General features: G+C 66.1%; 18 protein-coding genes. 12 read left to right on the forward strand and 6 right to left on the reverse strand.

All coding sequences use genetic code 11. The annotated features are described in order from the left end of the window. Window positions 1-20: 20 nt before the first annotated feature. Entirely contained in the window at window positions 21-1571 is a 1551-nt protein-coding gene (miaB, locus tag CH266_RS12145) for a tRNA (N6-isopentenyl adenosine(37)-C2)-methylthiotransferase MiaB (RefSeq protein ID WP_072692104.1), read from the forward strand. Further along, a complete protein-coding gene (locus tag CH266_RS12150) occupies window positions 1568-2155 on the forward strand; it encodes an Rv2732c family membrane protein (protein ID WP_027496841.1) in 588 nt (195 codons plus the stop codon). Before miaB ends, CH266_RS12150 begins: the two co-directional genes overlap by 4 nt. Before the next feature lie 26 nt (window positions 2156-2181). Here CH266_RS12150 and CH266_RS12155 read toward each other — a convergent pair whose 3' ends face one another. After that, window positions 2182-3657, reverse strand: coding sequence for a DUF349 domain-containing protein (locus tag CH266_RS12155; protein ID WP_032383350.1), 1476 nt, complete (start codon window positions 3655-3657; stop codon window positions 2182-2184). Between the two features lie 152 nt (window positions 3658-3809). Here CH266_RS12155 and CH266_RS12160 point away from each other — a divergent pair, with 152 nt between their 5' ends. The 5 genes from CH266_RS12160 to CH266_RS12180 all read left to right on the forward strand — a co-directional run bounded on the left by CH266_RS12160 (window position 3810) and on the right by CH266_RS12180 (window position 9075). Next, on the forward strand, window positions 3810-4532 hold the full coding sequence (locus CH266_RS12160) for a class III extradiol dioxygenase subunit B-like domain-containing protein (RefSeq protein ID WP_032383349.1): 723 nt from the start codon (window positions 3810-3812) through the stop codon (window positions 4530-4532). Next, window positions 4525-5466, forward strand: a complete 942-nt coding sequence (gene miaA / locus CH266_RS12165) for a tRNA (adenosine(37)-N6)-dimethylallyltransferase MiaA (protein WP_052054997.1) — start codon at window positions 4525-4527, stop codon at window positions 5464-5466. Before CH266_RS12160 ends, miaA begins: the two co-directional genes overlap by 8 nt. A 24-nt stretch (window positions 5467-5490) precedes the next feature. Next, window positions 5491-6360, forward strand: coding sequence for a diaminopimelate epimerase (dapF, locus tag CH266_RS12170; RefSeq protein ID WP_094715349.1), 870 nt, complete (start codon window positions 5491-5493; stop codon window positions 6358-6360). 67 nt (window positions 6361-6427) lie between these two features. Next, entirely contained in the window at window positions 6428-7966 is a 1539-nt protein-coding gene (hflX, locus tag CH266_RS12175) for a GTPase HflX (protein ID WP_094715350.1), read from the forward strand. 5 nt (window positions 7967-7971) lie between these two features. Then, complete coding sequence (locus CH266_RS12180) at window positions 7972-9075, forward strand: hypothetical protein (protein ID WP_094715351.1); 1104 nt, start codon at window positions 7972-7974, stop codon at window positions 9073-9075. Here CH266_RS12180 and CH266_RS12185 read toward each other — a convergent pair. The 4 genes from CH266_RS12185 to CH266_RS12200 are packed head-to-tail and all read right to left on the reverse strand — an operon-like array spanning window position 9072 to window position 13210. Beyond that, window positions 9072-9329: an HPr family phosphocarrier protein gene (locus CH266_RS12185; protein WP_094715352.1), complete on the reverse strand. Its 258-nt coding sequence runs from the start codon at window positions 9327-9329 to the stop codon at window positions 9072-9074. The genes CH266_RS12180 and CH266_RS12185 overlap by 4 nt on opposite strands. 43 nt (window positions 9330-9372) lie before the next feature. Beyond that, window positions 9373-11427: a PTS fructose transporter subunit IIABC gene (locus tag CH266_RS12190; RefSeq protein WP_032391492.1), complete on the reverse strand. Its 2055-nt coding sequence runs from the start codon at window positions 11425-11427 to the stop codon at window positions 9373-9375. An 8-nt stretch (window positions 11428-11435) separates the two neighbouring features. Next, window positions 11436-12446, reverse strand: a complete 1011-nt coding sequence (locus CH266_RS12195) for a 1-phosphofructokinase family hexose kinase (RefSeq protein WP_094652939.1) — start codon at window positions 12444-12446, stop codon at window positions 11436-11438. Then, the gene (locus CH266_RS12200; protein WP_094715353.1) at window positions 12443-13210 is read right to left on the reverse strand and encodes a DeoR/GlpR family DNA-binding transcription regulator; all 768 of its coding nucleotides are present in this window, start codon (window positions 13208-13210) and stop codon (window positions 12443-12445) included. Before CH266_RS12200 ends, CH266_RS12195 begins: the two co-directional genes overlap by 4 nt. Before the next feature lie 242 nt (window positions 13211-13452). Here CH266_RS12200 and ptsP point away from each other — a divergent pair, with 242 nt between their 5' ends. The 3 genes from ptsP (at window position 13453) to CH266_RS12215 (ending at window position 17708) form a co-directional block, all read left to right on the forward strand. Further along, on the forward strand, window positions 13453-15120 hold the full coding sequence (ptsP, locus tag CH266_RS12205; RefSeq protein WP_032407126.1) for a phosphoenolpyruvate--protein phosphotransferase: 1668 nt from the start codon (window positions 13453-13455) through the stop codon (window positions 15118-15120). A gap of 20 nt (window positions 15121-15140) precedes the next feature. Beyond that, window positions 15141-16412 carry a uracil-xanthine permease family protein gene (locus CH266_RS12210; protein WP_032400221.1) on the forward strand — a complete coding sequence of 424 codons (1272 nt, stop codon included), beginning with the start codon at window positions 15141-15143 and terminating at the stop codon, window positions 16410-16412. Window positions 16413-16565: 153 nt separating this feature from the next. Further along, window positions 16566-17708, forward strand: coding sequence for an acyl-CoA dehydrogenase family protein (locus tag CH266_RS12215; protein ID WP_027496854.1), 1143 nt, complete (start codon window positions 16566-16568; stop codon window positions 17706-17708). Window positions 17709-17787: 79 nt separating this feature from the next. Here the strand turns inward: CH266_RS12215 and lexA are convergent, their stop codons facing one another. Continuing rightward, a complete protein-coding gene (gene lexA / locus CH266_RS12220) occupies window positions 17788-18471 on the reverse strand; it encodes a transcriptional repressor LexA (protein ID WP_027496855.1) in 684 nt (227 codons plus the stop codon). A gap of 399 nt (window positions 18472-18870) precedes the next feature. Here lexA and CH266_RS12225 point away from each other — a divergent pair, with 399 nt between their 5' ends. Further along, on the forward strand, window positions 18871-19260 hold the full coding sequence (locus CH266_RS12225; protein ID WP_094715354.1) for a hypothetical protein: 390 nt from the start codon (window positions 18871-18873) through the stop codon (window positions 19258-19260). Window positions 19261-19359: 99 nt separating this feature from the next. Then, window positions 19360-19824 (forward strand): transcriptional regulator NrdR, encoded by a 465-nt coding sequence (nrdR, locus tag CH266_RS12230; RefSeq protein ID WP_027496857.1) that lies wholly within the window; start codon window positions 19360-19362, stop codon window positions 19822-19824. The last annotated feature ends 4 nt before the right edge of the window (window positions 19825-19828 follow it).

Consider the following 19828-nt stretch of genomic DNA (forward strand, 5'->3'; position numbering starts at 1 on the left):
GTGTTTTTTCGACCGTGGACGTGACCGATCGCGGGAGCGTCGACCCCGAGACGGCCAGTGCCCCATCGGCGGCAGGTGCCCGCAGCTACGAGGTGCGCACACACGGCTGCCAGATGAACGTTCATGATTCCGAACGCCTGTCTGGGCTGCTCGAAGAGGCCGGTTACGTGCCCGCCGACGCCGGTACCGACGCAGATCTCGTCGTGTTCAACACGTGCGCTGTACGTGAGAACGCGGACAACAAGCTGTACGGAAACCTCGGCATGCTCCGGCCTGCGAAGACGCGAAACCCCAACATGCAGATTGCCGTCGGCGGTTGCCTGGCACAGAAGGACCGCAACACCGTCGTGGACAGGGCTCCGTGGGTGGACGTGGTCTTCGGTACGCACAACATCGGGTCGCTGCCGGTACTGCTCGAGCGCGCCCGGCACAACGAGCAGGCTCAGGTCGAGATACTAGAGTCTCTCGACGCCTTCCCGTCCACCTTGCCGGCCAAGCGGGAGTCCGCGTACGCCGGCTGGGTATCGATTTCGGTGGGCTGCAACAACACCTGCACGTTCTGCATCGTTCCGGCGCTGCGCGGCAAGGAGATCGACCGCAGGCCGGGCGACATACTCGCCGAGGTACAGGCTTTGGTGGACCAGGGCGTGCTCGAGGTGACGCTGCTGGGGCAGAACGTCAACGCCTACGGTGCCTCGTTCGCCGACCCAGATCTGCCTCGCGACCGTGGGGCGTTCGCCGCGCTGCTGACCGCGTGCGGATCCATCGAAGGACTCGAGCGAGTGCGGTTCACGTCTCCGCATCCGGCCGAGTTCACCGACGACGTCATCGAGGCGATGGCATCGACCCCGAACATCTGTCCCACTCTGCACATGCCGCTGCAGTCCGGCTCGGACCGAATCCTCAAGGCGATGCGCAGGTCCTATCGACAGACGAAGTTCATGGGCATCATCGACAAGGTTCGCGCGGCCATGCCGCACGCGGCGATCACCACCGACATCATCGTCGGTTTCCCCGGCGAGACCGAAGAAGATTTCGAGCAGACGCTCGAGGTGGTGCGGCGTGCGAAGTTCGCCAACGCGTACACCTTCCAGTACTCCAAACGCCCGGGCACCCCGGCGGCCGACATGCCCGATCAGGTACCGAAAGAGGTTGTACAGGAACGGTATCTGCGGTTGATCGCGTTGCAGGAGGAGATCGTCCTGGCCGCGAATCAGGCCCTGATCGGCACCGAGGTCGAATTGCTCGTCGCCACCGGTGAGGGGCGCAAGAACAACGCAACTCATCGGATGAGCGGACGCGCCAGGGACGGCCGACTGGTGCACTTCGCCGTCGACGCCGAGCGGGCGGGCGACATTCGCCCGGGCGACGTCGTCACGACGACCCTGACCGCCGCGGCCCCCTACCACCTGATCGCCGACGCCGGAGTGCTGACGCACCGACGGACCGCGGCAGGCGACGCCCACGAACGCGGCATCATGCCGAAGACGGCCCCGATCGGGGTCGGTCTCGGACTTCCCTCGATCGGTGCCCCGGCACCGCTTCCGGTTCAGACAGGATGCACCGTATGACAGACACAGATGGACCCGATCGCGTCGTACCCTCGCGAACCGCCGAGGAACTCGGACGAACCGAGCGGGCGGTGATGACCGAGCTGGATCCGGGAGCGCGAGCCATGGTCGTGGCCGGGCTGGTGCTGGTCCTGTTGGTCACGTTCGCGTTGCCGCACACCGGATCGGCCACCGGCTTCGACGTGCTGACGGGCAGCGACGCAGCAGCCGCGGAATCGATTGCCCTGCCGTCGCGCGTTTTCGTCGTGCTGGTGCTGACGTTCGGTGTGGTGATGTCGGTGCTGGCGCTGGTCACCCGCGTCTGGGCGCTGGCCTGGGCCGCCCTCGCCGGGTGTGCGGTGTCGTCGGTGTACGGGATGCTCTCGATATGGACGCGGCAGACCGTGCCGGACAACCTGCAGGGCGGCGGACCGGGCATCGGTCTCGTCATTGCGTGGATCGCGGTTATGGTGCTGACGTTCCATTGGCTCAAAGCCGTATGGAACAAGACCAACTCTCAGCTCGCCGCTCAGGAACAGCGCCGTATCGCGGCGGCGTCGGGCGAGCAGAAGCTACGCCTGTGGGACGGCCACTCGAACCCCTGAGTTCGTGTGGCCGCCCGCACCGCAGGTCACAACTCGTCGACAGCACTTTCCGCGGCATCGGCCCATTCACGCCACTGCTGGGCCTGCGCACGCGCCCGCTCGGCGTCCTTGGTCTTGCCTGCCGCCGTCGCCTTGGCCGCTTGATCCTCGAACTGGGCCACTCGCTCACGGAACTGAGCCGCGCGGGCAACCGCCTCGGGGTCGGACCGACGCCACTGAGACTCCACGGCGTCGTGGACGGACTTCTCGATCGCGCGGAGCTTGCCTTCGAGTTCCTGCATCTTCTCGCGCGGAACCTTGCCGATGGCGTCCCACTTGTCCTGCAGATCGCGCAGCGCCGCACGAGCAGCGTCGAGGTCCTTGCTCGGATCGATATATGTCTTCGCCAACAACGCTTCCTTGGCCTCGGCGTTGGCCTCGAATTCCGCGTCGCGCTCCGACGCCGCGGCGTTGCGTGCCGCGAAGAACACGTCCTGGGCGGCCTTGAAGTTCTTCCACAATGCGTCGTCGGCGTCCCGCGGAGCTCGGCCCGACGCTTTCCACTCCACCAACAGGTCTCGGAATGCGGCTGCAGTGGGACCCCAATCGGTGGACGAGGACAACGCTTTTGCGCGCTCGACCAGCTCTTCCTTGCGGGTCTTGGCTGCTCCTCGCTCCCGATCGAGATCGGCGAAATGCGCACCACGACGCCGGTTGAAGTTCTCCCTGGCCTTCGAGTACCGCTTCCACAGCGCATCGTCGATCTTTCGATCCACCCCGCGGATCGTCTTCCATTCGTCCAGAATTTCGCGCAGCCGATCCCCGGCATGCTTCCACTGCGTCGATTCACTGCCGATCTGCTCGGCTTCGGCGGCGAGGGCTTCCTTGCGGGCAGTGTGCTCGGCGCGTTCGAGCTCTCTCTCCTGCTTGGCGACCGCCGCTGCTGCGTCGGAGTGCTCGACGACGGCGTGGAGTCGGCGAGCCAGCAGATCGAGGTCGCCGATCACCGCAGCCGTCGGCAGGCTCTCCAGTAGCGCCGAGGCCGCAGCCTTGGTTTTCTTGGCATCACCGGTACCCGACGTCAGTCGGGCTTCGAGCAGTCCGACCTCGGTGGCCAGATCGTCGTAGCGCCGCCCGAAATGCGCGAGGCCTTCCGCTGCGTCGCCCGCTTGCCAGGAGCCGACCTGACGCTCGCCGTCCGAGGTGCTCACCCACGCGGTGCCGTCGTCGTCGACCCGGCCGTACTTGCTCGGATCGCTCGCCGGCGCGACCACGGTGGGCACATGCGCGGCCGTCGGGTGTGGCTTGGCTGCCGAGGAGCCACCGGGGCGGGGTGCGCCGGGACGAGGAGAAGCAGAACTCGGTCCGCCGGGCTTCGGTCCGCCGCCGGGCTTGGGGCCGCCACCTGGCTTGGGTCCTCCGGTCGGAGGTGTACCGGTCGCGTCACCGCCGGAGTGATCGGCGGGTGCAACCGACGACGGGGCGTCGGGGGTGGTGGGGGTGCCGGCGTTCGGGTCGGTCATTGTTCCTCATCTCTGCCGCGCGTCACGGCTGCCTACGATCGCGATCTGGACACCATTGAACTCGGTGACGACCGATCGGACCATTGAAACAGCTCAGACGGTTCGAGGTGGACTCGTCCGGCCAAGTCGCGTCACCGACTAGCGTGATACGTGTGTTCTGTGCCGCGGCCCTGGTGCCCTCTCCGCCGTTACTGGTCCCCGAACTGATGGGCCGGGCAGCCGCCGAGGCAACCGAGCTTCGGGCCGCTGCTGTGTCTGCCGTCGAGCAGCTGTCCTCGGTGGCCGACCGGTGGCTGGCGGTCGGCGTCGACGACGGCGAGGGGCGTTACGACGAGACGACGGTAGGCACCATGCGTGGGTACGGCGTCGATGTGGAGGTGCGGCTGTCAGGTTCGCCGGCACGGTCCGGGCCGGACCCCGAGTTGCCGCCGGCGGTTCTCCTCGCCGGCTGGCTGCGCGGTGCGGCGGCGGCCGACAGGGCAATCGAGGTCCGCACGGTACCCGCGGACGCGAGCGCACGGTGGTGCTCGCACACCGGGATGGAACTGCGCCGCGAACTCGACGCGTCCGACGACAGGTGGGGAGTGTTGGTGCTGGCAGACGGCGCGAACACCCTCACCCCGAAGGCACCGGGGTCGTTCGATTCGCGCGCCGCGGACGTGCAGCGTCGCATCGACGATGCTCTTGCCACCGCCGACGTCGACGCCCTCGCGGAGCTCGACGAGGGCCTCTGCGCAGCCATCGGCGTGCGGGGCCGACCGGCCTGGCAGATGCTCGCAGCACTCGCGGGAACCGACGCCGTCTCGACGACCGAGCTGTATCGGGGCGCACCGTTCGGTGTCGGATACTTCGTCGGAGTCTGGTCCCGTGGCTGACGGAACCGACGCGACTGCCGGGGATTCGGCCACGACACCGGTGGCGGTGATCGGACCGACTGCTGCAGGCAAGTCGGATCTGGCGCTGGACCTGGCCGAGGAGCTGGGCGGGGAGATCGTCAACATCGACGCGATGCAGCAGTACCGGGGGATGGACATCGGTACCGCGAAAGTGACCGTGCCGGAGCGCCGCGGCATCGTGCACCATCAGCTCGATGTGCTCGAGGTCACCGATATCGCGACGGTGGCGCGTTATCAATCGGCTGCAGTCGCCGACGTCGAGAACATTCGATCCCGTGGCCGTCGGCCGATCATCGTGGGCGGTTCGATGATGTACGTCCAATCACTGCTCGACGAATGGGCCTTTCCCGCCACGGACCCGGTCGTCCGGGCCAAGTGGGAGGCGGTGCTCGAACGCGACGGAGTCGACGCGATCCACCGCGCTCTGACGGAGGTCGATCCGGACGCTGCCGCGTCGATCCTGCCCACGGACGGACGGCGGATGGTGCGGGCCTTGGAAGTGGTCGAATTGACCGGTCGGCCGTTCGCGGCCTCGGCCCCCGTCATCGGTGAACCGCGCTGGGGCACGGTGGTGCTCGGCGTCGACCGTGAGACCGCAGAGTTGGACGAAAGGATCGATCTGCGTACTCGGCGCATGTTCGATTCCGGGTTGCTCGACGAGGTCGAAGCGTTGCTGGAGCTCGGCCTGCGCGACGGAGTGACGGCGTCACGGGCGATCGGATACGCCCAGGCGCTCGATGTGCTGGCCGGGGAGTACGACGTCGACCATGCGCGGGAGCGGACGTTCATCGGCACCAGGCGCTATGTGCGTCGCCAGCGGTCGTGGTTCCGCCGCGACGAACGAGTGCGGTGGCTCGACGGCGCATCGCCCACCCTGCGGTCGGATGCGCTGTCCGCGATCGAACTCGGCTAGGTCGGTCCCCGTAGACTCGCCGACATGGAATTCGCCAAGGGCCACGGAACGCAGAACGATTTCGTCGTGCTGCCGGATCCCGGTGCCGAGCTCGAACTCACCCGCTCGGCGGTCGCGGTGCTGTGTGATCGACGGCAGGGGATCGGTGCCGACGGGATACTGCGCGTCGCGCGCGCCGGGGTGCTGCGGGACGCGGGTGTGCTCGATCGAATCCCGGCCGGTGTCGAGGCCGACGACTGGTTCATGGACTACCGCAACGGTGACGGCACCATCGCCGAGATGTGCGGAAACGGGGTCCGAGTCTTCGCGCACTACCTGCGAGTCCACGATCTCGAGCAGCGCGACCAGTTCGTGGTCGGCTCCCGCGCAGGCGCACGTGCGGTGACGGTGCATTCGTACGACGAAAGCGATGCCGACGTGACCGTGGCCATGGGCGATGTCACCCTGCTGGGTTCGAGCGCGACGACCCTGGCCGGTGCAGCGTACGAGGGGATCGGTGTCGATGTCGGGAACCCGCATCTGGCCTGCGTCGATCCCGCGCTGAACCGCACCGCGTTGCGAGCATTGGACTTCACGGCTCCGCCGACTCTCGATACCGAGTTCTTCCCCCACGGTGCGAACGTCGAGATTCTGACCCGGCTCGACGACGGCGCAGTCGAGATGCGCGTCTTCGAACGCGGCGTCGGAGAGACACGCTCGTGTGGCACCGGAACCGTCGCTGCCGCCGCTGCCGCGCTCAGTTACGAGGGGCTCGAGACCGGAGACGTGAGTGTCGGTGTGCTCGGCGGTCGGGTCCGAGTGGCCATCGACCACGTCGGTGCAACCCTGCGCGGACCGTCGGTACTGCTCGCCCGGGGAGAGGTCGACGACCGTTGGTTCGCCGGTCAGTCCTGAACGTCGCGCCGGCTCCGAGCGAAACCCGCGTGCACACGCTGGGCTTTTCGTGGATCATGGGTGTTGTATGACGAACTCACATGAAACATCACCTGCGGGCGAACCGGTCGACCATGATGCCGACGGTTCACCCGATACCGCATCTGCATGGACCCGCGAGGAGTCCGACGCATGGTCGAGGCGGCTGGCGCGCTCACCCCTCGACGACGACTCCCCGTCCTCGGGCGATATGCAACTCGAGGAGCGGACTGCGCTGCGACGAGTCGCCGGACTGTCGACCGAGCTCGCCGACGTCACCGAGGTCGAGTACCGGCAGTTGCGCCTCGAACGCGTCGTACTGGTCGGAGTATGGACCACCGGTACTGCGGCACAGGCCGAATCCAGCATGACCGAACTGGCCGCGCTCGCCGAGACTGCAGGCTCCGAAGTACTCGAGGCGCTGATGCAGCGTCGGGACAAACCCGACGCGGCTACCTACATCGGCTCGGGCAAAGCCAAGGAACTGCGCGACATCGTGCTCGCGACCGGGGCCGATACCGTGATCTGCGACGGCGAACTGACGCCCGCCCAGCTCAATGCGCTGGAAAAGGTCGTCAAGGTCAAGGTCATCGATCGAACCGCACTGATCCTCGACATCTTCGCGCAGCACGCGACGTCACGAGAAGGCAAGGCACAGGTCGCCTTCGCCCAGATGGAATACATGTTGCCCAGGCTCCGCGGCTGGGGTGAATCCATGTCGCGTCAGGCCGGTGGACGCGCCGGTAGCAACGGCGGCGTGGGTCTTCGTGGACCGGGTGAGACGAAGATCGAGACCGATCGCCGACGCATCCGTGAGCGCATGGCCAAGCTCCGCCGTGAGATCAAAGGCATGAAGCAGGCTCGCGACACCAAACGCGAGCAGCGGCTCAGTGGCACGGTGCCGTCGATCGCGATCGTCGGTTACACCAATGCGGGCAAGTCGAGTCTGTTGAACGCGCTGACCGGTTCCGGTGTGCTGGTTCAGAATGCGCTGTTCGCAACCCTCGATCCGACGACCCGGCAGTCGACGCTCGAAGACGGCCGCGCGATCGTGCTGACCGATACCGTCGGATTCGTCCGGCATTTGCCGACCCAGCTGGTCGAGGCCTTCCGCTCCACGCTGGAGGAAGTGACCGACGCCGACCTGCTGCTGCACGTGGTCGACGGTTCCGATCCGCTACCGATCGATCAAATCAAAGCAGTACGCGAAGTGATCACCGAGGTGGTCCGCGAGCAGGACGCGAAGATGCCACCGGAGTTGTTGGTGGTCAACAAGATCGACGCCGCAGATCCGGTCCAGCTGACGCAGTTGCGTGGCCTGCTCGACGGCGCGCGATTCGTCTCGGCCAAGACCGGTGAAGGCATCGATGCGCTGCGGGATCACCTCGGCGACATTCTGTCCGAGCCCGATGTGTTGGTCGACGTCCTCGTCCCGTACACCCGCGGCGACCTGGTCGCCCGGATCCACACCGACGGCCGAATAGTGTCGTCGACGCACGAGGCGGACGGCACGCGCGTCGAAGCTCGTGTGCCGCACTCACTTGCGGCCGCCCTCGTCGAGTTCACCGCGACCGTACCCAGCGCCTGAGTTCGGTGAATCCGCGCGCAGTGGTGCGTGGTGGTGCCGCGGCCGTGGTCGGCACGGCGATCGTGCTGACCTGTGCATCGACCGCCCTGGCCGCGCCGGTCGACGTTGCAACCTACTGTCTACCAACCGATCCCGGACTCGAAGAGCTGTCCGGTGCGACGGTGCTCGACGGCACCGTGTACGGGATCGGCGACAGCGGTGCCGACGATCGGGTCGCGGTGCTCGACGCGAATTGTGCGGTGCAGCGCTGGATCGACGTTCCCGTCGACCCGTACGACGTGGAGGACATGGCGTCGTACGACGGCTCACTGTGGTTGGCCGACATCGGCGACAATCAGTTGCGCCGCGACACTGTGGCACTGACGCGAATGGACCCGGAAACAGGCGCGGGCGAGCTGTATCGACTGGCCTACCCCGACGGCGCACACGACGCCGAGACACTGCTCATCGAACCCGGCGGTCGGCCGGTGATCGTCACCAAGGAACTCTCGGGTGTCAGCGGGGTATACGTACCGACCGGAGACGAATCCGTCACCGATCTGAGCAGTCCGGGCCCGACGCCGCTGCGCAAGGTCGGTGAGACGGCTTTCACGGCCACCGGTACGGCCGGTGGGCCGCCGTTCGTGGTCGGCTCGATCCTGGCGACCGGGGGAGCGATGAGTGCAGACGGATCGACCGCCGTGGTGCGCACGTACACCGATGCGTATGTGTTCCGTCCGCCCGACGGGGACGTCGCGTCGGCGCTGGTCGACCCCGCCTCACCCCGAGCCGTCGTCGCGCTACCGGCTCAGCCGCAGGGCGAGGCGGCGACGTTCCTGGACGACGGTTCCCTTCTGCTCGCGTCGGAAGCCGGGTTCGGACCGACCGACGGAACGCTGCCGCCCATTCTGCAGATTCCGAACGTGACGTCGGTGGAGCTGTCGACACCCGCATCCGTCTCAGCTGCGCCGGCGTCGCCGACCCTCGATCCTGCTGCTCCTGCGGCTCCTGCACAGACGACGACAGCGACGGACTCGGAATGGGAATTCCGAGCTGCCGTCGCTGCCGGGGTGGTGCTGATCGCCGGAGCGGTGGGATTCACCGTCCGGCGATCGATGCGCTCTGGTTAGGCGTCCAGGTCTGCTTCGACGAGTGCTGCAACTTTGTCGAGTGCTGCTCGGTCGTCGCTCGTGACGGTGACTTCGGTGCCCTTGGTGGCGCCGAGGGTCATGATCATCAGCGCCGAACCGGCGTCCACCGGCTCGGAGTCCGCTGTTGCCAGTGTGACGTCGACTCCGGCTTCGGCTACGGCATCGGCGATCAGTGCTGCGGGGCGGGCGTGCAGGCCGATCGAGGATCCGACTGCGACTGTGGTGCTGGGCATGTGCTGCTCCTTGCGTAGTGGGTTCGTTGGATCGTATCGAGCGTCAGACGGTGGCGAGTGCCGGGTCGAGTTCGGCGTCGGTCGGTGCGTTCTTGCCCTTGATGAACTGCTTGGCGGAGACCACCAGGAACGCGGAGACGATGGTGCCCACGGCCAGCGACACGATGAACCACAGGATGTTTCCGATGGCGAAGAACACGAAGATGCCGCCGTGGGGCGCACTGAGGGTCACGTTGAAGGCCATGATCATGGCCCCGGTGACTGCGCCACCGGCCATCATCGACGGGATGACGCGGAACGGATCGGCCGCGGCGAACGGAATTGCCCCCTCGGAGATGAATGCTGCTCCGAGGAACCATGCAGCCTTACCGTTCTCGCGCTCGGCCTCGGTGAACAGACGCGAACGAACGGTCGAGGCCAGTGCCATGGCCAGGGGCGGCACCATTCCTGCGGCCATGACCGCTGCCATGATGCGCAGTGAGGCGGTGTCGGTGACCGACAGGCCTGCAGTGGCGAATGCGTAGGCCGCCTTGTTGACCGGTCCGCCGAGGTCGAAGCACATCATCAGGCCGAGAATGATGCCGAGGATGATCACCGAGGAACCGCTGAGTCCGTTGAGCCAGTCGGTCAGTCCGCTGGTGATGGCGGCGAGCGGCTTGCCGAGCAGCAGGAACATGATGGCACCGACGATGAGTGTTGCGAACAGCGGAATGATGACAACCGGCATCAGGCCGCGCAGAACTGCGGGGATCTTCCACTTGCTGATCCACAGTGCGACGAAGCCGGCGATCAGGCCACCGACGAGACCGCCGATGAAGCCTGCGCCCACGAGCACGGCCACTGCGCCGGCGGTGAAACCTGGTGCCAGACCTGGTCTGTCGGCAATGGCATAGGAAATGTAACCGGCCAGCGCGGGCACCAGGAAGCTGAAGGACAGCGCGCCGATCTGGAACAGCACGGCACCGAGGTAGGCGGCGATTCCGCCTTCGGGCAGCGAAGTGATGGAGTTGTTGACGACGATGTCCTCGGCGACATCCTTGATTTCGTACCCACCGAGCAGGAATCCGAGGGCGATCAGGAGTCCACCGGCGGCGACGAACGGAATCATGTAGCTGACACCGGTCAGCAGGATCTGACGCAGGCGGGTGCCCCATCCGAGCTCACCGGCAGAGTCGGTGGAGCCGGCCGCGACAGCGGTGCCGCCGACGCGAGCAGCATCCGGATTGAGAGCTGCGCGGAGCGCTTCGGTGACCATGACGTCGGGCTCGTTGATGGCGCGCTTGACGCCGGAAGAGATGACTGGCTTACCGGCGAATCGCTCACGGCCCTTGACGCCCACGTCGGTGGCGAAGATGACGGCCTCGGCACCGGCGATGAGTGCGGGGTCGAGGGGCGTGCTGCCGCTCGAGCCCTGAGTCTCCACGTGCACCGTGACGCCCGCGCGCTCGCCTGCGGCGACGAGTGAATCGGCAGCCATGTAGGTGTGCGCAATTCCGGTGGGGCAGGCGGTGATTGCCACGATGTGCTTGGGCGAGGCGGTTGTTGCCGTCTCGGGGGTGGCTGCAGGCGCACTGTGTTTCGCGGTGTCGACCGGCGCAGCTGCAGCGGTTGCGGCAACCGGCTTGGCGGCCGGGTTGATGACTCCGTCGACCAGCGAGACGATCTCGGCGGGCGAGGACGCGTTGCGCAGTGAGGTGACGAACTCGGGCTTGACCAGTGCCCGAGCCAGGCTCGAGAGCAGCTTCATGTGCGCCGAACCGGCTCCGGCCGGTGCAGCGATGAGGAAGACGAGGTCGGCGGGGCCGTCGGGGGCGCCGAAGTCGACCTTGGGGTTCAGGCGGGCGAAGCCGAGCGAGGCGCTCGTGACCGCCTCGGAACGGCAGTGTGGAATTGCGATGCCGCCGGGCAGGCCGGTGGCCGACTGAGCTTCGCGAGCAAGGGCTGCGTCGCGCAGGGCGTCGGTGTCGGTTGTGCGACCCGCGTGGGCCAGCACGCCTGCGAGGCGTTCGATGACGGCAGCTTTGGATTCGCCCAGATCGGCGTCGAGGAGGATCAGATCCTCGGCGATGATCGGCTGATCTTCGGTGGGGGTGGACATGGGGGCTCCTAGAGACGGTTCGAAGAAGGGGAGAGCGTGGACGGGGTGACGGACGTGGAGATGTCGAGCGCGCGAACCGTCACCGAAGTCGGATGGGTCTGCTCGGGCAGGGGAAGCGTGGTGCCTGGAAGTGCGGTGGCTGCCGTTCCGTAGGCGACGGCGCGGCGAAGTTTGTCTGCGTCGGAACAGTTCTCGACGTCGGCCAGAATGTAGCCGGCCAGCGAGGAGTCTCCTGCGCCGACGGTGCTGACGGCGGTGATCGGAGGTGGGCTGGCGTACCAGGCACCGCCCTGGGTGACCAGGACTGCTCCGGCGCTGCCGAGCGTCGCCAGTACGGCACCTACTCCTCGGCCGAGAAGAATCGTTGCGGCGGCGACAGCGGCCGATGGATCACCCTGTGCCGCAGCGCTTTCCAGCTCCACGGAATCGTACCCGGTGAGCTGGGCGAGTTCCTCCGAATTGGGCTTGATCAGGTCGGGTGCCGATTCCGGAAACCGATCCGCGAGAGCGAGCAGCGGCTCGTCGGAGGTGTCCACCGCAACTTTGGCCGTGGTAGCGCGAAGGGCGACAACCAGTTCCGCGTACCACTCTACGGGCAGGCCGGGAGGAAGCGAACCCGACAGCACCACCCACTCGGCATCGACAGCGAGCGTGAGAATCCGGTCTCGCAGCTCGGCGCGTGTCTGCTCCGACACCGTTGCACCCGGCTCGTTGATCTTGGTGGTCGTGCCACCGATTTCGCTGACGGTGATGTTGGTGCGCGCCGGTCCGGACGTCGGAACTGCGGAGTATCGAACGCCTTTGGCGGACATCGCGTCGAGTAATGGATCGCCGACGTTGGCCGGCAGGACGGCCAGCGCCTCTACTCCCGATCCGCCGATGACGCGAGCGACGTTGACGCCCTTGCCACCCGGGTCGACGGCCGAGGACGACGCCCGGTGCACTCCGCCGCGGGTCAGTGGCGTCTCGAGCGTGACCGTGCGGTCCATGCTCGGATTGGCCGTGAGCGTGACCATCATGCGATCACCACCTCGATTCCTTTGTTGCTGAGTTGTTTACGGTCTTCGTTCGAGATGTCGCTGTCGGTGACGATGACGTCGATGGTGTCTACTCGGGCGAAACTCACCAGGTGCTCGCGGCCGATCTTCGACGAATCTGCCAGCACGACAACATGGTTCGCGGCGTCGACCATGGCGCGCTTGACCGCGGCTTCGTCGCTGTCGGGGGTGGACAGTCCGTGTCCGACGCTGATGGCGTTGGTTCCGATGAACGCAACGTCCACCCGTAGCCATTCGAGGGCGCGCAGTGCCTCGTCGCCCACAGCGGCCTGTGTCGTTCCTCGAACACGCCCGCCGAGCAATCGAAGACTGATGCTCGGCATGGTTGCGGCCCGGGCTGCGATCGGTACGGAATTGGTGACCATGGTGAGTTCGCGATCGTGCGGTAGCAGTCCCGCCAGGCGGCCGGTGGTGGTGCCCGCATCGAAGACCGCACTGCCGCCGACGGGTGGGAGGAACGACAACGCAGCCGTTGCGATCGCGTCCTTCTGGTCCGCGCGGGTGAACTCTCGTTCCGAGACGCCCGGCTCGAGTGTGGTCAACGCCGAGGCGGGTACCGCTCCACCGTGCACGCGGCGTACCACTCCCAGTCGATCGAGGGTGGCCAGATCGCGTCGCACGGTCTCGGTGGTGACGCCGTAGTTGGCGGCCAGGTCGTTGACGGAGACGCGTCCTTGCGTGCTGATCAGCTCAGCGATGGCGTGCTGTCTTTCTTCTGCGTACACCTGCGTCTCCTTCCCGGTTGATGTTGCTTTATGTTGTTTTACGCCCGTGTGTGTTGACATGTCAAGGGTTTGGAGTAATCTCGGTCACAACATCATCGGGAAGCCAGGTGCGGCACACTCATCTGACATCCGGGACGACAGACGTACACGCAGGATCCGAGGAGGACCACATGACGGGATCGGTCAGCACCGCATCGACCGGACACACCGATGCAGCACCTGCTGCAGATGGGACGTCGTCGATCGGAGCGGAGTCCACGACACTGCGCGGCACACCCGTCGTGCCCGGAGTCGGCTACGGACCCGTCATCCGTCCCGGGGCACGTCCGGCCATCCCGGCCGACACCGGTGAGGTGGCCGAAGCCGATCGGGAGTCCGAGAAGGCTGTGTTCGATGCAGCGGCGAACGCCGTCGCCACTCGATTGCGCGGACGCGCGGAGCTGGCGACGGGAGCCGCTTCGGAGGTGCTGTCGGCCAACGCCGCGATGGCAACCGACCGCGGATGGCTCGGTGCCGCTCGCGCCTCGATCGCCAAGGGCAGCACCGCCGTCACCGCCACTGCTGCCGCGACCGAGAAGTTCGCCGCCATGTTCACCCAGCTCGGCGGATTGATGGCCGAACGAGTGACCGATCTGCGCGACATTCGCGATCGCGTCATCGCCGAAATTCTCGGTGTGCCCGAGCCGGGTGTTCCCGTGCCGGCCGAACCGTCGGTACTGTTCGCCGACGACCTGGCACCCGCCGACACCGCGGGCCTCGACCCCACCCTCATCGTCGGCCTCGCCACCTCACTGGGCGGCCCGACCAGTCACACCGCGATCATCGCGCGGCAGCTGGGGATTCCCTGCATCGTGGCCGTCGCAGGCCTCGACGACATCGCCGCCGGCACGCATGCATCCGTGGACGGAACCAGCGGACGCATCGAACTGGAACCGGATGCCGACACCGCCCGCGCAGCAGTCGTCTCGGCCAGGGACGAATTGGACCGAGTGTCTCGGTGGACCGGGCCGGGCGCGACCTCCGACGGACATTCCGTCGATATCCTCGCCAACGTCCAGGACGGAGCCGGTGCCCGCGCAGCGCGCTCCAGCGCAGCCGACGGGGTGGGATTGTTCCGCACCGAACTGTGCTTCCTGGACCGCGATTCCGAACCGACCGTCGACGAGCAAGCCGAGATCTACGGCCAGGTCCTCGACGCGTTCGCAGGTAAGAAGGTCGTCGTCCGCACCCTCGACGCCGGCTCGGACAAACCACTTCGATTCGCCAACCACCCCGACGAGGCCAATCCGGCGCTCGGCATCCGCGGTATCCGTATCGCCGAAGCCGACCGCGGCATCCTGTACCGCCAGCTCGACGGCATCGCCGCGGCAGCCAAGGCGACCGAGTCCTCGCCGTGGGTGATGGCACCGATGATCGCCACCGCGCAGGAAGCACAGGACTTCGCCGCGGATGTACGCGAACGCGGACTGACCCCGGGCGTCATGATCGAGATTCCCGCTGCCGCTCTGCTCGCCGAGCACATCCTCGAGCACGTGGACTTTCTGTCCATCGGTACCAACGACCTGGCTCAGTACACGATGGCCGCCGACAGGATGTCGGCGCAGCTGGCCGGTCTGACCGATCCGTGGCAACCGGCCGTGCTCGCACTGGTGGCGCACACGGCCGCGGCCGGCGCGAAGGTGGGCAAGCCCGTCGGTGTCTGCGGCGAGGCTGCCGCCGACCCCCTGCTGGCCTGTGTGCTGGTAGGAATGGGCATCACGTCGTTGTCCGCGGCCTCCGCCGCCGTCGCCCACGTCGGGTCCAAGTTGGCGACCGTGACCCTCGATCAGTGCAAGGCCGCCGCTGCCGCTGCACTGAAGACCGACAGCACCGCCGCAGCCCGTGAGGCAGTGAGCGCGATCCTCGGGTGACGCAATAGTCTCTTCCCATCATGAGAACTATGGGTTGGACGCTGCACGGAAACGGACGAACCGTCGACGCTGGGGCGGTGGTCGCACCGGACGAACGGTTGTCGTGGCCACGCACTGTCGGCATCGGGATGCAGCACGTCGTCGCGATGTTCGGGGCGACACTGTTGGTTCCGACCATCACCGGGTTCCCGGTCTCGACGACGCTGCTGTTCTCGGGCATCGGTACTGCGCTGTTCCTGATCATCACGCGCGGGCGGGTGCCGAGCTACCTCGGGTCGTCGTTCGCCTTCCTGGCCCCGCTCGGTGCGACCGCAGCCGACGGACCCGCCGCGCAGCTCGGTGCCGTTCTTTGTGTCGGCGTCGTGCTGGCTGCGATCGGCTTCGTCGTGAAGTTCGCCGGAGCGCGGGTACTCGACGCAGCGATGCCGCCCGTCGTCACCGGCGCGGTGGTCGTATTGATCGGGCTCAATCTGGCCCCTGCCGCGACGACCTCGTTCGAGGCGCAACCGCTCGTCGCGGCCGTCACCCTGGTGGCGATTCTCCTCGCGACGGCCGTCGGTCCCGGTCTGGTGGGTCGGCTCGGAATCCTGCTCGGTGTCGTCGTGGGCTGGGTATTCGCTGCCGTCACCGGCGGTATCGCGCAACCACGACTCGATGCTCTGAGCGCCGCGAGCTGGATCGGGTTACCCGAGTTCCGTGGCCCATCCTTCCAGCTGTCGGTGATTCTGGTGGCGCTGCCGGTGGTGATCGTCCTCGTCGCCGAGAACGTCGGACACGTCAAAGCCGTCGCGGCGATGACCGGAAAGAACCTCGACGACGTCGCCGGTGACGCTCTGATCGCCGATGGGTTGGCGACCACCCTCGCCGGTGCGGCCGGTGGATCGGGAACCACCACGTACGCGGAGAACATCGGCGTCATGGCCGCCACCCGCGTGTACTCGACCGCCGCGTACTGGGTTGCCGCGATCACCGCGATCGTGTTGGCGTTCTCGCCCAAGTTCGGTGCGCTGATCTTCACCGTCCCGGACGGTGTCATCGGTGGAGCGACACTCGTGCTCTACGGACTCATCGGACTGCTCGGCGTTCGAATCTGGACCGATGCCAAGGTGGATTTCACCGATCCGGTGAACCTCACCGTCGTCGCCGCCGCACTCGTCGCCGGAATCGGCGACCTGACGCTCTCCGTCGGATCGGTCGAACTCGGTGGTATCGCGTGGGGATCGCTGGGCATCCTCGTGGGATACCCGATCGTCTCGGCGTTGGCCCGAGGGAGAACGACCCGACGACGCTAGCAGGGGCGGTCACGGATCGCGCACGTTTTGGTCATCGACCCCCGGTGCACCGCGAACGTACTGTTGAACCGTGACGTCAGTCGCACCGACGACCGCGCTGTGACACCCCTTTCTCGCGGTCAACGACGGTGCGCACCGAACAAGGAGACCCGCGTGGAACGCACACTTTTCGAGCCCGAGCACGAGCTGTTCCGGGAGTCGTACCGGAAGTTTCTCGAACAGCACGTAGCCCCCAATCACGCGAAATGGGAAGAGCAGAACATCGTCGACCGCGGCGTCTGGGTAGAGGCCGGCAAGCAGGGCTTCCTCGGGACTGCCGCACCGGAGGAGTTCGGCGGCGGCGGCGTCAAGGACTTCCGCTACAACGCCATCGTCACCGAGGAAACCACCCGCGGCGGCTACAGCGGCATCGGCTTCACCCTGCACAACGACGTCGTCGCGCCGTACTTCATCGAGTTGGCCAACGACGAGCAGAAGCAGCGGTGGCTGCCCGGATTCTGCTCCGGTGAGCTGATCACCGCGATCGCCATGACCGAGCCGGGTACCGGTAGCGACCTGCAGGGCATCAAGACCAAGGCCGTTCGGGACGGCGACGACTGGGTACTGAACGGCTCGAAGACGTTCATCACCAACGGCATCAATGCCGATCTGATCATCGTCGTAGCGTGCACCGACCCCGAGAAAGGTGCCCAGGGCTTCAGCCTGTTGGTCGTAGAGCGCGACATGCCCGGATTCGAGCGTGGCCGCAACCTCGACAAGATCGGCATGAAGGCCCAGGACACCGCGGAACTCAGCTTCACCGACGTTCGGGTTCCTGCAGCCAACCTGCTCGGCGAAGAAGGCATGGGCTTCATCTACCTGATGCAGAACTTGCCTCAGGAGCGGCTCTCGATTGCCGTCGTCGCCGCTGCGGCCATGGAATCGGCACTGGAGATGACCATCCAGTACTGCCGTGACCGCAAGGCATTCGGTAAGTCGATCGGAAAGTTCCAGAACACGCGATTCGTGTTGGCGGAACTCGCTACCGAAACCACCGCCACCCGCATCATGGTCGACAAATTCATCGAACTGCTCAACGACGGCAAGTTGACCGTGCAGGAAGCTGCCATGGCCAAGTGGTGGACCACCGAGAACCAGGTCAAGCTCATCGACCGATGCCTTCAGCTGCACGGTGGGTATGGCTACATGAAGGAGTACCCGATTGCCAAGGCGTACATGGATTCTCGGGTACAGACCATCTACGGCGGCACCACGGAGATCATGAAGGAGATCATCGGTCGCGGACTGAATCTCTGATTCTGCCGATCGTTCAGGACCGACGAGAAGGGCCGCAGCATCTGTGCTGCGGCCCTTCTTCGTTGTGTCGGAACAGAGTTCAGAGCTTGCGCATCACGGTGACGACCTTGCCGAGAATGGCGGCATTGTTGCCCGGGATCGGCTCGAACAGTGGGTTGTGCGGCATGAGCCACACCTCACCCTTGGAACGCTTGAACGTCTTGACCGTGGCCTCACCCTCGATCATCGCCGCGACGATGTCGCCGTTGTCGGCCACGGACTGTTGACGCACCACCACCCAGTCGCCGTCGCAGATCGCCGCGTCGATCATGGACTCGCCGACGACCTTGAGCAAGAACAACGATCCCTGACCGACCAACTCGCGGGGGAGTGGGAACACGTCCTCGACGGCTTCTTCCGCCAGAATCGGTCCACCCGCGGCGATCCGTCCGAGAACCGGCACGAACGTCGGCGTCGGCAACCGATCCTGCTCGTCGGACGCTGCCGAACCGTCCACCGCCGCCGCGGCCTGGTCGGCCTGCACCTCGTCCAGGCCGCGGACGTCCACAGCGCGAGGGCGGTTGGCGTCGCGCCGCAGGAACCCCTTGCGTTCGAGGGTGCGAAGCTGATGTGCGACGGACGACGTCGACGTCAGGCCCACGGCATCGCCGATCTCTCGAATGCTGGGTGGGTATCCGCGCTCGGTGACCGAGGCCCGGATGACCTCCAACACCTTCCGTTGGCGCTCGGTGAGCCCTGCACTGATGTCGGTGCCCACCTCCATGGCCTTCGGGGTCGGCTCGGCAGCCGGCTTTCCGGCTGCAGCCTTGCCGACCGTCGAGGATCCGGCTCGCGTGGAACCAGCTTTCGTGGAACCCGTCGTACTGGAACCGGTGATGGACCTCGTCGAGGTCTCGTCCTTCATGCTGTCGGCCTCCTGCTGATGCGGCTGGATTCGGTCTACGCGGTATCGATCCACGCGGACTGGAGTTGATGATGTCGACTCGTGTGGCGTGTGGTTTCTGACACGAATCTAGCGTGTATCAGCTGTTGAATCAAACATCTGTTCGACTCGTGTCGCGTTTTCTACAGACTTTGTCGGAGGCGCGTGATAGAACTTCGAACAAGCGTCCATCGAACGCCTGATCGAACAATCGATCCAACGAGCGAAGACGAGGTTCCGATGACCATCACCACCGATCGTCCCACCACTGCCGGTATGCGTTCGCGATCCGGTGTCGTCGAGCGTCGTCGGCGCTCGCGGCCCGTGCTGCAGAACCACGCGCGTCGGACGCAGAACGGCCCGTGCTTGCCTGTCGTGGACGAGTCCTGGACCGACATCACCGATCGCGAGATGGCGGATCGAGACTTCGACGACACCTCGGCCCATTTCGCGAGCCAGACCGTGCGCCCACGCTCTCTCGTTCTGTGGATGTTGGCTGTGGTCGTCGTGGCCGGCGGTCTGATCGGCATCGCGAATCTGAGCGCGACCACACCCGACGCGGCCACTCAGCCCGCCGGCGCGGTCATGGTTCACGACGGAGCGCTCGTCGAGTACGCACCCAGCAGATGACCACCGGCACCATGGTGCCCAGCGTGGCTGAGTATCCTCGAAGACTGCCCCGACGCGCACGTTCGTCGTCGGAGTATCGGCTACGACGGAGGCTCCCTCATGCATTGCCCGTTCTGCAGGCACCCCGACTCACGCGTGGTGGATTCGCGTGAAATGGACGAGGGTCAGGCAATACGGCGACGCCGGTCCTGCCCCGAGTGCGGTCGACGCTTCACCACAGTGGAGGCTGCCGTGCTCGCCGTCGTGAAACGCAGTGGTGTGACCGAGCCGTTCAGTCGGGAGAAGGTCGTCAAAGGAGTTCGTCGCGCCTGCCAGGGCAGAGACGTCGACAACGACGCGCTGAACCTGCTGGCTCAGCAGGTCGAAGACAATATTCGCGCGGCCGGTTCGGCCGAGATTCCCAGCAACGAAGTGGGCCTGGCCATTCTCGGACCGCTACGCGATCTCGACGAAGTGGCCTACCTGCGTTTCGCATCGGTCTACCGGTCGTTCAGTTCGGCAGAGGACTTCGAGAAGGAAATTCACGAACTTCGCAAACATCGAGAGTCCGCCGACGTCGAGTGAACCG

Origin of the sequence: Rhodococcus sp. 06-1474-1B, from assembly GCF_002258885.1 — a bacterium.
GTDB lineage: Bacteria > Actinomycetota > Actinomycetes > Mycobacteriales > Mycobacteriaceae > Rhodococcoides > Rhodococcoides fascians.

Excerpts from the sequence above, each read along its gene's own strand:
- CH266_RS12150 (WP_027496841.1), top strand. The coding sequence starts at position 1,568 with ATGACAGACACAGATGGACCCGATCGCGTCGTACCCTCGCGAACCGCC.
- CH266_RS12155 (WP_032383350.1), bottom strand. The coding sequence starts at position 3,657 with ATGACCGACCCGAACGCCGGCACCCCCACCACCCCCGACGCCCCGTCG.
- dapF (WP_094715349.1), top strand. The coding sequence starts at position 5,491 with ATGGAATTCGCCAAGGGCCACGGAACGCAGAACGATTTCGTCGTGCTG.
- hflX (WP_094715350.1), top strand. The coding sequence starts at position 6,428 with ATGACGAACTCACATGAAACATCACCTGCGGGCGAACCGGTCGACCAT.
- CH266_RS12185 (WP_094715352.1), bottom strand. The coding sequence starts at position 9,329 with ATGCCCAGCACCACAGTCGCAGTCGGATCCTCGATCGGCCTGCACGCC.
- CH266_RS12190 (WP_032391492.1), bottom strand. The coding sequence starts at position 11,427 with ATGTCCACCCCCACCGAAGATCAGCCGATCATCGCCGAGGATCTGATC.
- CH266_RS12195 (WP_094652939.1), bottom strand. The coding sequence starts at position 12,446 with ATGATGGTCACGCTCACGGCCAATCCGAGCATGGACCGCACGGTCACG.
- CH266_RS12210 (WP_032400221.1), top strand. The coding sequence starts at position 15,141 with ATGAGAACTATGGGTTGGACGCTGCACGGAAACGGACGAACCGTCGAC.
- lexA (WP_027496855.1), bottom strand. The coding sequence starts at position 18,471 with ATGGAGGTGGGCACCGACATCAGTGCAGGGCTCACCGAGCGCCAACGG.
- CH266_RS12225 (WP_094715354.1), top strand. The coding sequence starts at position 18,871 with ATGACCATCACCACCGATCGTCCCACCACTGCCGGTATGCGTTCGCGA.
- nrdR (WP_027496857.1), top strand. The coding sequence starts at position 19,360 with ATGCATTGCCCGTTCTGCAGGCACCCCGACTCACGCGTGGTGGATTCG.